The sequence below is a fragment of the Longilinea arvoryzae genome, from assembly GCF_001050235.1.
GTDB classification, from domain to species: Bacteria; Chloroflexota; Anaerolineae; order Anaerolineales; family Anaerolineaceae; genus Longilinea; species Longilinea arvoryzae.
In genome coordinates this window covers 3,937,111-3,949,448 of the sequence record NZ_DF967972.1, presented here as the reverse complement: position 1 = coordinate 3,949,448, position 12,338 = coordinate 3,937,111, and the positions used below count along the sequence as shown (strand labels likewise).

Annotated in this window: 10 protein-coding genes; 1 reads left to right on the top strand and 9 read right to left on the bottom strand. The window is 62.4% G+C overall.

What is annotated here, in order from left to right:
- The first annotated feature begins 133 nt into the window (after window positions 1-133).
- A complete protein-coding gene (locus LARV_RS17685; protein WP_075074887.1) occupies window positions 134-2,224 on the top strand; it encodes an acetate--CoA ligase family protein in 2,091 nt (696 codons plus the stop codon).
- 108 nt (window positions 2,225-2,332) lie between these two features.
- Here LARV_RS17685 and LARV_RS17680 read toward each other — a convergent pair whose 3' ends face one another.
- The 9 genes from LARV_RS17680 to LARV_RS17640 all read right to left on the bottom strand — a co-directional run bounded on the left by LARV_RS17680 (window position 2,333) and on the right by LARV_RS17640 (window position 12,337).
- The gene (locus LARV_RS17680; protein WP_075074886.1) at window positions 2,333-2,701 is read right to left on the bottom strand and encodes a Zn-ribbon domain-containing OB-fold protein; all 369 of its coding nucleotides are present in this window, start codon (window positions 2,699-2,701) and stop codon (window positions 2,333-2,335) included.
- Window positions 2,698-3,888 carry a thiolase C-terminal domain-containing protein gene (locus LARV_RS17675; RefSeq protein ID WP_075074885.1) on the bottom strand — a complete coding sequence of 397 codons (1,191 nt, stop codon included), beginning with the start codon at window positions 3,886-3,888 and terminating at the stop codon, window positions 2,698-2,700. The genes LARV_RS17680 and LARV_RS17675 overlap by 4 nt, the downstream gene beginning before the upstream one ends.
- Window positions 3,889-3,892: 4 nt before the next feature.
- Window positions 3,893-4,582, bottom strand: a complete 690-nt coding sequence (locus LARV_RS17670) for a hypothetical protein (protein ID WP_201785938.1) — start codon at window positions 4,580-4,582, stop codon at window positions 3,893-3,895.
- Window positions 4,583-4,587: 5 nt separating this feature from the next.
- Window positions 4,588-5,481 (bottom strand): cyclase family protein, encoded by an 894-nt coding sequence (locus tag LARV_RS17665; protein WP_075074884.1) that lies wholly within the window; start codon window positions 5,479-5,481, stop codon window positions 4,588-4,590.
- A gap of 58 nt (window positions 5,482-5,539) precedes the next feature.
- Window positions 5,540-6,937 (bottom strand): YlbE family protein, encoded by a 1,398-nt coding sequence (locus tag LARV_RS17660; RefSeq protein ID WP_075074883.1) that lies wholly within the window; start codon window positions 6,935-6,937, stop codon window positions 5,540-5,542.
- A 15-nt stretch (window positions 6,938-6,952) separates the two neighbouring features.
- The gene (gene fdrA / locus LARV_RS17655) at window positions 6,953-8,497 is read right to left on the bottom strand and encodes an acyl-CoA synthetase FdrA (RefSeq protein WP_201785937.1); all 1,545 of its coding nucleotides are present in this window, start codon (window positions 8,495-8,497) and stop codon (window positions 6,953-6,955) included.
- Between the two features lie 11 nt (window positions 8,498-8,508).
- Window positions 8,509-10,872, bottom strand: coding sequence for a xanthine dehydrogenase family protein molybdopterin-binding subunit (locus LARV_RS17650; RefSeq protein WP_075074881.1), 2,364 nt, complete (start codon window positions 10,870-10,872; stop codon window positions 8,509-8,511).
- A gap of 79 nt (window positions 10,873-10,951) precedes the next feature.
- Window positions 10,952-11,416 (bottom strand): (2Fe-2S)-binding protein, encoded by a 465-nt coding sequence (locus tag LARV_RS17645; RefSeq protein ID WP_075075293.1) that lies wholly within the window; start codon window positions 11,414-11,416, stop codon window positions 10,952-10,954.
- Between the two features lie 24 nt (window positions 11,417-11,440).
- Window positions 11,441-12,337 carry an FAD binding domain-containing protein gene (locus LARV_RS17640; RefSeq protein WP_075074880.1) on the bottom strand — a complete coding sequence of 299 codons (897 nt, stop codon included), beginning with the start codon at window positions 12,335-12,337 and terminating at the stop codon, window positions 11,441-11,443.
- Between the last annotated feature and the right edge of the window lies 1 nt (window position 12,338).

Here is a 12,338-nt window from a genome sequence, read left to right as displayed (position 1 = left end):
ACGGCCGAATGATTTCACCGGACTTCCCAAATCCTTTATAATCGGATCAAGGATGACGCCCGCTTCATCGATACCTCATCCTGCAACGATCCGGTACCGATTGATTAACACGATCACCTCAAGTGGAGAAGCTATGGGAAACAATCTCGAAGCCATGTTAAAGCCCGAATCCGTCGTCGTCATTGGCGCGTCGGCGACCGAGGGCAAAGTCGGCAACATTATCCTCAAACAGGTCATCAACGGTAAATTTCGCGTATACGGGGTCAATCCCAAAGGCTCCACTGCCTGCGGGCTGCCGCTTTATCCTTCGGTCTTGAATCTACCCGAAGTTCCCGACCTGGCCGTGCTGGCTTTGCCGGCCGGGCCTTCCGTGAGCGCTGCCCGGGAATGTATCCAGATGGGGGTGAAGGCCATCATTGCCGTCGCCGGAGGTTTCGGCGAAACCGGCGAGGCCGGCCGCGCGCTCGAAGAACAATTAGTGAAGATGGTGCGCAACAGCCAAACGCGCCTGCTGGGGCCGAACACGCTGGGCGTTCAGGTCCCGTCAAGCGGCCTGGATACGAATTTCCTGCCCATCGAACACATGCGCCGTCCCATCCGGGGGAACATTGCGGTCCTCTCCCAGAGCGGATCAGCGGCCATGGGCGAACTGGATGCGGTTGGGTTGACGGGCGGGGCGTGCATCTCCGCCTTCGTGGGTTTCGGCAACCGGGTGGACGTCAACGAAAATGAATTCATGGATTACTTTGCCGATGACCCGGAGACCGCCGTCATTGCACTGTACCTGGAAAGCTTTGCCGACGCGCAGGGCTTCATCGAGCGCTGCCGCCGGATCATCCCGCACAAACCGGTCGTCCTGTTGAAGGCCGGCCGTTCTGAAGCCGGCGCGCGCGCCGTACAGCTTCACACGGGGTCGCTGGCTGGTTCCGACCGGGTCACGGATGGCGTGCTGCGCCAGGCTGGAGTGATCCGCGTCTTCGACACGCCCGACCTGCTGGACGCGGCTCACGTCCTGGCATATGCAAAACCCATCCAGGATCGCCGGGTGGCGGTGCTGACCAACGGCGGCGGCTGGGGGATCGTGGCTTCGGATTTCATCGAATCCACCAACCGCGGCATCGGCGCGAAGCTGGCTGTATTGAGCGAAGAGACGAAGAAGAAGGTGGCCAGCGTGGCGCTGCCATACGCCGCGTTTCGCAATCCCATCGACCTGACCGCCAGCCTGAACAACGAAATGGCGGATGTGTCGTTTGCGGCGCTGCAGGATGACCCGGGCGTGGACGTCATCCTGTGCACGCTGGGCTACCAGCCGCCGGCGGTCGATGAGCGCCTGACGGATATCATCATTCACTGGGCCAGGAAGGGCAAGAAGCCCATCATCGTCATCCCGATCGGTTCGGATGTGGTCGTCAAGGCCATGCGGCGCTTCAACGAAGCCGGCGTTCCGGCGTATTCTTCCATCTGGCGCGGCGTGCAGGCCATCGACACCCTCGCCAGACGCGGCGAGTTCCTGCGGAAGATCGAAACCTATCCAAAAGAAGCCGTTGCCCAACCCGCGCGACCGGTGGCAAAGCTGCCCTTGAAGGCCGGCGTTCCGGCCGCCGAGAACGAGGTCAAGACAGCGCTCAACGAACTGGGCATCCGGGTGCCAAAATCCATCCTGTTGAAGGCTGGCCAGAAGCTGGATTCGGTTCCCCTTGCCTACCCGCTGGTGGTGAAGATTTGCTCGGCTGAGATCCTGCACAAGACGGAACAGAAGGGCGTGCTGCTCGGCATTAAGGATTGCGCCGAACTGGACGCCGCCGTGGCCGACATGCGCAGCCGCTTCGCATCCGGCGACATCCTGATCGAGGAAATGGTGGGCAAGGGCGTCGAGATGATCGTCGGTCTGATCCAGGATGGCACCTTCGGCCTATCGATCATGTGCGGCCTGGGCGGGATCACCGCCGAGCTCTACCAGGATGTCACCTTCCGCCGCCTGCCCATCACCCGCCAGGACGCGGATGAAATGCTGCGCGAGCTGAAGGGGCACAAGATGCTGGAGGGTTTCCGCGGTATCCAGGCCGACCGCGAGGGCTTTATCGAACTGCTGTTGAAAGTCTCGCAACTGGGCGAACAATACCGCGAGGATATCCTGCAGATGGATCTCAACCCGGTCATCGTCCAGCCGGATCAGGCCGTGGCGGTGGACGCCAAGATTCTGTGGAAGACGGATACAAAGTAGACTGCCCGGATTTTGTTACATTTTGAGAACACAAAAAGAGGCTTCTGATGGACAAACGCCGTCCAAAGAAGCCCCTTTTTATTATCGGAGGATTGGTGAAGCGATAATCTATTCGATCGGTTCGAACTTCAATCCATACACATCTTCTCCGGCCTGCTGGCGCACCGGTTCCCAACTGGGCCGCACTTTCATGCCCAACTTCAGGACGTCGATCGACTCGGCCTTGATCTGGCCCATGGCTTTGACCTTGTTCTCGAACTCGGCCACGCCGATGAGCAGAAAGCGCTGGTCGAAGCCCCACGGCAGGTTGTAGATGGCCGTATAGGTGAGCAGGCGGGCGTTCCCCTGGGGATGCAGCGGCTCGAATTCGCGGCCTTTGCAATCCAGGCAGCGGTCGTGGAAGGGGTAGTGGATGCGGCCGCACTTCTTGCAGCGATACGCCGTGATGGGAATCTCGCTTTGAGGTGTCTTTTTCATGGTTCCACCCTCTTCAACACGAACGAGACGACGTTGTTGCCAAAGCCGCCGAAGTTGATGGTGAAGCCGGTTTTGGCGTTCTTCACCTGGCGGTTCTCGGGCAGCTCGTGGCGCAGTTGATAGACGATATCCACCACCTGGGCCACGCCGGTGGCGCCGACCGGGTGGCCGCGCGCCTTGAGGCCGCCGGACATATTGATGGGAAGCTGCCCGCCCAGGCGCGTCTTGCCCGCGGCGGCGGCCTTGCCGCCCTCGCCCTTCTTGAAGAAGCCGACGTGCTCGCTCTCGGCGATTTCCAGGATGGTGAAGGCGTCGTGCAGTTCGGCCACGTCGATATCCGCCGGTTTCATCTTTGCCATTTCGAAGGCCTGCTGGGCGGCCAGCGTCACGGCTTTAAGGTCGGTCGGGTCTCCGCGCTCCTGCAGGGTGTGGGTGTCGGTGGCCTGGCCGAAACCGGCGATCAGCACCGGCGCTTTGGCGTGCTTTTTGGCCAATTCCAACGGACACAGCACCACGGCAGCAGCGCCGTCGCTGACCGGGCACAGGTCGTACAGGTGCAGCGGGTCGGCGGCGACCGGGTTGTTGACCACGGCGTGCGGGCTGTCGAAGATGCCCTCGCGGTCGAGAGTCATCTCGACGTGGGCGTATGGGTTCAGCGCACCCATTGCCTGGTTCTTCAATGTGACCGCCAGCAGGTGTTCGCGGGTGACGCCGTACTTTTCCATGTACAGGCGGGTGAACATGCCGGCCATGCCGGGCAGGGTGATGCCGTAGGGATATTCGGCCTGCGGGTGGGTCATGGTGGCGACGAAATCGGTGGCGCGCCAGCCGGTGACCTCGCGCATCTTCTCGCCGCCCACCACCAGCACGTAGTCATAATACCCGGATGCGACCGCCAGCAGTCCATTCTTGATGGCGGACGCGCCGGAAGCCGGGCCGTTTTCGACCACATCCGCGGCGGCCGGCAGCAGGCTGAGGCGGTCGACCAGCGAACTGGCAATCGAGGTCTGGTGCTGGAGGATGCCGGCGCCCATGTTGGCGACGTAAACCGCGTCAACGGACTTGTCCCCCAGCCCGGCGTCGTCGAGGGCCTTCAGGGAGGCGTAGGCCAGCATATCCATCAGGCTGTCTTCGTCGCGCCGCCCGAAGGGAATCATGCCGGCGCCAATAATCGCAACGTCTCGCATGGTGTCACCTGCCTTTCAAGCCGGAAATGCGCTCGCGGATGGTGTCGTCGTCGGCAAACTTGATCTCCGCCTCGGCTTCGGCCAGCAAATCCGGCGGCACGGGCCGGTCGCCGACCACCAGGCGGGGTTTGGCGGCATAGTAGATCTGGCGCGTCAGGCGGTAGGAATCGCCGCCGCCCAGTTCGTGCGGAATGTTCGTCTTTTCGAGCGGGTATTCGATCATCCAGCGCCGGAAGCCGATCGGGCTCTCGGCCACGATGAGCACCTCTTCCTGGCCGAGGTATTCGATGTGATGCTCCATCTTGGCGGCGAACAGGTGCGAGCCGATGCGCAAACCGCGGTCGATGGCCAGGGTGTGGTAGCTCATGCCGACCTTTTCATCCACCATGCGGCTGTTGACGATGCCCACCAGGTAGCCGTCCACCTGTCCCAACAGGCAGAACTCGCTCTTCACCCGGTAGCGGTACCAGGCCAGCAGCTCGCCGTAGAGACGCGCGCTGACGATATCGTAATAATCGCGCTCGATGGACAGGCACGGACGCACAGAATGCAATATGGCCGGCACGTCCTCGCGTTTGGCCTGGCGCACGACCATTCTTCTGCCGTTCGCCAGGGTGATCACCTTGGGTGGGTAAGGCGCCATGGGTAATTGTTCTGGTCGCAAGACGGCTTCGAGTTCCATGTCGATGGGCATAGGGTTTACTCCCCTTTCAGATCCAGGTTCTCCTGGCTGATGCGGTTGATGCGTTCGATGTGCGCGCCGTCCATCGCGTCGCCGAACTTGGTCTTCGGCATGCCGGCCTTCTTCGCCATCAGGTCTGCGTATTCATCGTCTTCCAGGATGGCCACGCAGCGTCCGATGCAGGATTCGCCGTCCACGAAGCGCCAGGGGAAGAAGCCGACGGGCACGCGCCGGTTGACGATCAGGTCGATATCCCCGCCGATGCACTCGGCGTGGACGATGCCGTAGGGGAACATCTCCAGGTGCATGAGCTGGTACTTGCTGTCATCGAAGAATTCGGCCAGCGGTTTGCCGTATTTCTTGCGGAACACGCGGTCCGCCTGACGGGCCTGGCGCGGCATCCAATCCCGGATGATGGTGTTCATCGGGTGATCGGCCGATCCGCAGTCCACGCCGATCCAGCGCAGCTTTTTACGTTTGGCCCATTCGGCGAACTCGCGGTCCGGGCCGGGGTGCATGACCATATAGCGCACTTCGTCGGCGGTGGGCATGTCCCAACCGAAGTGGTGGTAGCCGGTGTGGATGATGAGGATATCCCCCTCGCGCACCTCGACGCGCTCCTCGACCATCCGGCTGGTGTAGACGTCGTAATCGCCGCAGGCGTCGCTCAAATCGACGACTGCGGCTTCATGCACCAGGTAATCCATCTCCAGCGAGGCGATGTCCTTGCCGGGGGTGTGGAAGTGAATCTCGCCGTCCAGGTGTGTGCCGAGATGGTTGGAATGGGTGATGACCTGCCCGTTGGCGCCGTTGGGCGCCAGGCGCTTGAAATACTTGATCTGCAGGGGTTCGTAAGTTGGCCAGGGAGGTGTGGCAATCCCCAGCGGGATGGTCAAATCCAGGAATTTCATATCATTTCTCCTTTCGGGTAGGATGAAACCTGGGTGGATTCGGAAGAACCAGGTCGTTTTAAAGGGTCATTAAATAGTCGAAGGCATCCCGGAAGCATTTCTCGGGCGCGCGCAGAATGCCCGCGCCGACCATGCCGATGCCGGGATCCTTGTGAGCAATGCCGGTGTTGATCTGCGGCAGAATGCCAGTCTCCATAACCTTACGCACGTCGATGCCCAGCGGCGTGCCGCGGAAATTCAAAGCCGGGATGGTGAAGCCCTTGTGTTCTCCGGCGGTGATTTCATACATTTCGAGCGTGGTCTGGGTGGCAAGCTGTGGGCTGCCACCGACGAACTGGACGATGGCCGGAGCGGCAGCCATGGCCATGCCGCCGTAACCGGCGGTTTCGGTGATGGTGCTGTCGCCGATATCCGGGTTGGCATCTTTCTCGTTGTACTGTGGAAAGTAAAGTCCCTGAACCACCCCGGCCGGCGCGGTGAACCAGCGCTGCGGAGCCGCGGCCAGGCGAATGCCGAAATCGGTGCCGTTGCGCGCCATGGTGGTGACGAGGGTGCTGCCGGCCACGCCTTCGGCCGGTTCGAGCAGGGCCTTGCCGGTGGGCATGCTCAGGTTCAGGAAAAAGTGATCGTTGCGGTCGATGAACTCGATCACCCGGGCCAGCGTTTCGTTGTCGCGGTTCGTGCGCGCCAGCGCCGGTCCGATGGCGCGCAGGAACAGCGACGTGGCGGCGCGGTTGCGGTTGTGGCATTCGTCGCCCATGTGCAGCGCCTGCGCGATCAGGCTCTTGATATCGATGCCGTCCGGCAGGGTCTGCAGGGCGCGGTCGAGCACCGGGTAGAGGTCGGTTTCCATCCACTTCAGGCGGGCGGTCACTTCGGGCCCCAGGCCGCCGTAGCGCAGCACCTTGCCCAGGCCTTCGTTTTGTGTGCAGAAAGCCCGGTTGCCGAAGGTCTTGTTCTCGAGAATGAAGACCGGCATGGAGGGCGAAACGACGCCGGCCATCGGCCCGACGGCGTGATGGTGGTGGCAGGGGGAGAACTCGATCTCCCCTGATGCGGCCAGGCGGGCTGCGTCGGCTTCATCACCGGCCAACCCTTCGTAGATCAACGCGCCCATCACCGCGCCGCGCTGCGGGCCGCACATGCGCTCCCAGGTGACCGGCGGCCCGGCGTGCAACAGCATGCGGTCGTGCATGCCTGGGATGACGTCGCGGGCGATGCCCATGCCGCGCAGCGCGGCTTGCCCGCGCTGGATGCGCTCGATGCATTCCCGGTTGGCGGCGTCGATATCCACGCCGCTGCGGGTGCGGCGCAGGTGGGGGATGCCCTCCTGCGGTGGTCGCCAGTCCAGGTCGATCACCTTGACGCCCTGGTCTTTGACCGAACCGGCCATGGAGGTCAGTCCGACGTTGAGGACGATCAGTTCTTTTCCAAAGAGGTCGTTGACCTTGCGCATAGTCTTATTCTCCGCTCAGCCGGAAACGATCGACCCGGCGAGATAAGCCGCGGCGGCGTTGCAGTCGCAGACGAATGCGCCGCTGGCTTCGAGCGTGGCAATCGTCCGGCCCAGGCCCTGCGGATCGCCCTGCGTGCCGGTGACGGACGCCACCACCGCCAGTTCGCGAGCGCCAGTCCTGGCCAGTTCGCGCGCCTGGCGAATGGCCGGGGCCAGCTCACCGGCCGGGTCGGGGTGCGCACCGTAGCCCAGCACTACATCCAGCAGGATAACGGCGGTTTGCGGATCGCGTGCTTCCTGCAGCAGGCGGCGAATGCGCAGGCTGTTGTCGATCATGGGGTGCGGACGCCCGACGGTGAACTCTTCCTCGCCCAGGTCGACGGCGCAGTGGCCGCTGCTCCGGGTCGAATCCGGCATCGTCAAACCGCCTGGCAGGGGGGCGTTCGAAGAGACCGGTTCGTGCAGCAGGTCTTTCCAGATCACCTGAGCTTCGTAGCACAACGTTCCGCCGGAATATAGCCCGCGCAGGTAGCGCTGCGAGGCGGCCAGCCGGCCTTTGATTTCGCGGGCCTGCCGTGCCAGTCGGATTTTCTCTTCCTCGAGCTGGGGCTGAATATCGCCGGTTTCCGGCCGCAGGGCCTGCACCGCCAGCAGGCTGCATTCCTGCAGGGTGCGAGCCGGGATGACATTGGCCACCAGCGGCATGGATTTCAAATCGCCGCCCAGGAAGCAAACCACGGTCGGTTTCTCACACGCGGCGGCCTGCTGGAGAATGCGGCGGGCAATGTCCTCAGCCGGCGGCTTGGAGATCAGGACGAGCACTTGCGTGGCCGGATCCGCCTGCAACGCGCGCAGTGCCTGCAGGAACATCCGCCCGCCGACTTCCTGCTTGAGGTCGCGCCCGCCGGTGCCGATGCCCTGGCTGAGGCCCACGCCGCGCCGGGCGAGCAGCGAACTGACCTCCTGCAGGCCGGTGCCGGCCGCCGAGACGATGCCCACCGGGCCGTGCGGCAGGACGTTGGCAAAGCCCAGCGCCACCCCGTTGAGGATGGCCGTCCCGGCGCCGGGGCCCATCAGGAGCAGGCCCTGGTCGCAGGCGTATTCCTTGAGGGCGATTTCATCCTCCAGCGAGACGTTGTCGCTGAAGAGCAGCACGTGCAGGCCGTGCAGCAGGGCTTCCCAGGCTTCGTCGGCGGCATAACGCCCCGCCACCGAAATCACGGCCAGGTTGGCGTCCGGCTGCAGCGACAGCGCGCTGCGCAGTGTTTTGGGCTTGAACGAACCGCCTGTCTCCGGCGCAGCCTTCTTTTTCAGCAGCTCTTCGGCCTTCTCCAGGGCCTGCGCGGCGCGGCCGGCATCCCCGGCTTTGACCGATATGACCAGGTCGTTGGCGTTGGCGGATCGGATCTCGGGGGTGAGCAGCCCGGCGCCCGCCAAGATGGCTTTGTTGGCTTCGGTCGCCATGACCACGGCCGCGTCCAGCACGCCTTCCAGGCCGGAGAGCTCGCTGGCCACCAGCATCAGGCTGACCGAATCGTGGTATTCGCTTGGTTTGATCATTGCCTGGATAATCATTTTGATCCTTTCACGATGCCGGCATCCAGCATGGCCAGGTAGATTTTCTCCGCGGTAAAGGGCGGCCCGTCGAAGCGCAGGCCGATGGCATTGTAGATGGCGTTGGCAATCGCCGGGACGGTGGCCACCATCGAATGTTCGCCAATGCCGCGCGCACCCCAGGGGCCGTCATCCTGCGGGACTTCGACCAGGATGGATTGGACGATCTTCGGAATATCCGCGGCGGTGGCGATGCGGTAATCCACGAAACTGGGATTCTGTACGTAACCATCCTTCAGCTTCAGACATTCGAATAAAGCTGAACTCATGCCCTGCACCAGACCGCCTTCCATCTGCGCCTTCACCAGTTCGGGGTTGATGGCCTTGCCGACGTCGAAAGCCGCCACGCCTTTGAGAATTTCGATCCGCCCGGTATCCAGGTCCACTTCCAGGTCGATGGCCTGGGCGCCGGTGGTGTAGTGGACGACGGCGTGCTCGCCCTGGCCGGTTTCCGGATCCAGGCCGGTGACATCGCTGGGAATGAAATTACCGTGCCCGATGATGGGCCCACCCATCCAGCCTTTGCCGCCTTCCTTGGGGAGCCCCTGTACGGCAAAATTCTTGACCGGTATCTCGCGCTCACTTTTATATGAGACCACCATGCCGTTGACGATATCCAGATCATCCGGGGATTCATCCCAGGCTTTCGCAATCAGCTCCAGTACCTGATGACGCGCATCCTGGGCGGCTTTAATGATGGCGTTGCCGGTGCTCCAGGTGATGCGGCTGGCGACGGTTTGCCATTCGTATGGACTGTAGCGCGTGTCCACCGGCGTCGCCAGGCGCACGCTTTCGTAGGGCACGCCGAAGGCAGCCGCGGCCATTTGAGCAATCACCGTGAAGGCGCCCTGGCCGAGGTCTTGCGCGCCGATGCCCACGGTCAGCACGCCATCTTCAGCCAACTTGATCCATGCGCTCGATCCGGCGTTACCGGGCATGGCCGGGGCCTTCCACATCAGCGCCAGACCCTTGCCGCGGCGTTTGTTGGGCGCGCTGGGTGGGGACTTTTCGCCCCAATCGATGGCTTCAGCGGCCTTTTCGAGACATTCTGAAAGGCCGGTGGGGTGCATTCTTCCGCCGGTGGGCAGGATGCTGTTGGCTTTCAAACAATTCCTGCGTCGAAATTCGACCGCGTCCATGCCGATTTGCCGCGCCAAGTCATCGATGCACTGTTCCAGACCGGCGTGCATCTCGGGCATGCCGAAACCGCGCATCGGGCCGCCGACCGGATGGTTCGTATAAACGCAATAGCTGTCTGCCCTGACATTGGGCACTTCATAGGGACCGGTGCAACTGTAACCGGCCGCGCGGGTGATGTTTACGCCGTATTCCGTGTAAGCCCCGCCATCCCAGTAGAAGGTGTTCTCCATAGCCAGGAGCTTGCCGCTTTCGTCGCAGCCCATCTTGAGGTGCGCCACCATCCCCTGACGCACGAAGGCGGTATAGAATTCCTCTTCGCGGGTCAACAGCAGCTTGACCGGGTAGCCGTTGACTTTGGTGGCGATGGCCACCGCCAGCGATTCCATGCTCACACCGGCTTTGCCGCCGAAGCCGCCGCCGACCAGCGGCGCGATCACACGCATGTTGCTCTGGCTGACGCCCAGCGCCTCGGCGATGAGGTCGCGCTGGGCGAAGGGGGATTGCGAGCTGTCCCACAGGGTGATTTCACCATCTTCGTCGACTTTCGCGATGGCTACGTGGGGTTCGATGGGCACATGCTGGATATGCGGAATGCGGTAATGGCGTTCGATGACCGCTTTGCATTTTCCCCAGGCGGAGGCGACATCCCCTTTGCGAATCTTGAAGTGGTTCGAGATATTCGTGCCCGCTTCGGGCAGGATGAAACTGGCCACGGCGTACTGGCCCAGATCTGGATGGAGTAAAGGAGCCTGCGGGCTGGCGCCGAATTCGGGGTCGAACACGGGCACCAGGGGTTCATATTCCACATCGATCAGGGCCACTGCCTGCTCGGCAATGGCTTCGGTTGTCGCGGCCACGCCCGCCACCGGATCGCCGACGTAGCGCACCCGGTCGCGGCAGAAGATGTGCCGGTCCTTGAGGTAAAGGCCGATGTATCCCTCGAAATCGTCGCCCGTGACGATGGCTTTCACCCCCGGCAGGGCGAGCGCTTTGGAGATATCCACTTTCTTGATCAGCGCGTGCGGATAGGAGCTACGTTTGATGCGCGCATGCAATAACTTGTTGCCAAACTGGATATCGTCGGCGTAGAGCCCCTCGCCGGTAACTTTTTCACGCGCGTCGATGCGCGGTTTGCTCTCGCCTACGGGATCGATTGATTTTCGAGCGAAGTTTTTTCCCATGCAGCACCTCTTCAATTCTTCGGTGGGTCTCGTGGGCTAAAGCCCACCCTACCCACTCTACCAACCCTACCAGCCCACCCTACCCTTTGGCGGCTTGCTTGACGGCTTCGATGATGCGGAAATAACCCGTACACCGGCACAGATTGCCGACCAGGGCTTCTTTGATTTCCTCTTCGCTCGGCTCCGGATTGCGGTTGAGCAGCGCGCGCGAACTGATCAGGACTCCGGGCGTGCAGAAACCACACTGCACGCCGCCGGCCTGAATGATGGCTTCCTGGACGGGGTCGAGCTGGCGATCATTTGCCAGCCCTTCGACGGTGGTCACTTCGGCGCCGTCGCATTCGACGGCCAGAACCATGCAACTGTTCACTGGCTCGCCGTTCAGCAAAACTGTGCAGGCGCCGCATTCTCCGGCTGAGCAGCCGTTTTTTGTGCCGGTCAAGGCCAACACTTCACGCAGCAGAACCAAAAGCGTCATATTGGAAGGCACGTTGACCTGCTCGAGATGGCCGTTGACGGTAAGGTGGACCGGGTGGATTGCCATGGATTCCTCCCAGAATTTCACAATTTATTGAAGGATTTTCTTCCACACCGCGGTGAGCGCTTTTTCGGTCAGACTGGCGACCATCAGCTTGCGGTAACGGGCGCTGCTGCGGATATCGTCGATGGGCTTTGTAGCTTCACTGGCTAAATGCGCGGCCCGATGGAGGGTCTCAGGTGTGATCGGCTGCCCGAGTAGATAAGTTTCGGCTTCCACGGCGACCAGCGGCACCGGCGCGACCGATGCCAATACGATGCGGAAATGGGCGCCGGACGGCAGGCCGGGATCCGGGCTGCCCAACACGGTCACGCCCACGATGGACAGATCGCTCAACCGGTTGCGGCCCAGTTTGAGATAAACCCCGGCGCAGCCCCTGGGCGGCAGGGGGAAACCGACCGCGGTGACGATGTCGCCGGGTTTGAGTGTGGTTTTTCCGGGCCCCACAAAGAAATCGGAAAGCATTTCGCGGCGCGGTCCGGCCGTTCCGTGGATGTGCAGAAAACCGTCAAGCGCGAGGCAGGCGCCAAGGGTATCTCCGGCCGGTGAGGCGTTGCACAGGTTGCCGACGATGGTCGCCCGTGTGCGCAGTTGATAGCCGGCCACCGAGCGGCAGGCTTCGGCCAGCAGGGGATAGATGCCCTGCACGTCGGGCGAGGCGATCACCCGGTTCATGCTGACGGCCGCGCCAATGGTCAGCCCGGTTTGAGGATCGAAACGCAGTTCATTCGTCCCGTCCAGGTTCTTGACGTCCACCAAAAAGCGCGGCGACAGGACGCCATCGCGCATGCGAACGAAGAGATCCGTCCCGCCCAAAAAGGGGCGCGCCTCGTCCGCATGTTCGGATAGAAACCGGCTGGCCTCGGCCAACGTTTTGGGCTGGATGTACTCGAAAGCGGGAAGCGATGGATGCGTGATCGTGACCATA

What these genes read in the sequence shown, in the direction of transcription:
- LARV_RS17665 (WP_075074884.1), bottom strand. Translation starts at nt 5,481, where the DNA reads ATGAAATTCCTGGATTTGACCATCCCGCTGGGGATTGCCACACCTCCC.
- LARV_RS17640 (WP_075074880.1), bottom strand. Translation starts at nt 12,337, where the DNA reads ATGGTCACGATCACGCATCCATCGCTTCCCGCTTTCGAGTACATCCAG.
- LARV_RS17680 (WP_075074886.1), bottom strand. Translation starts at nt 2,701, where the DNA reads ATGAAAAAGACACCTCAAAGCGAGATTCCCATCACGGCGTATCGCTGC.
- fdrA (WP_201785937.1), bottom strand. Translation starts at nt 8,497, where the DNA reads ATGATCAAACCAAGCGAATACCACGATTCGGTCAGCCTGATGCTGGTG.
- LARV_RS17670 (WP_201785938.1), bottom strand. Translation starts at nt 4,582, where the DNA reads ATGCCCATCGACATGGAACTCGAAGCCGTCTTGCGACCAGAACAATTA.
- LARV_RS17675 (WP_075074885.1), bottom strand. Translation starts at nt 3,888, where the DNA reads ATGCGAGACGTTGCGATTATTGGCGCCGGCATGATTCCCTTCGGGCGG.
- LARV_RS17660 (WP_075074883.1), bottom strand. Translation starts at nt 6,937, where the DNA reads ATGCGCAAGGTCAACGACCTCTTTGGAAAAGAACTGATCGTCCTCAAC.
- LARV_RS17650 (WP_075074881.1), bottom strand. Translation starts at nt 10,872, where the DNA reads ATGGGAAAAAACTTCGCTCGAAAATCAATCGATCCCGTAGGCGAGAGC.
- LARV_RS17645 (WP_075075293.1), bottom strand. Translation starts at nt 11,416, where the DNA reads ATGGCAATCCACCCGGTCCACCTTACCGTCAACGGCCATCTCGAGCAG.
- LARV_RS17685 (WP_075074887.1), top strand. Translation starts at nt 134, where the DNA reads ATGGGAAACAATCTCGAAGCCATGTTAAAGCCCGAATCCGTCGTCGTC.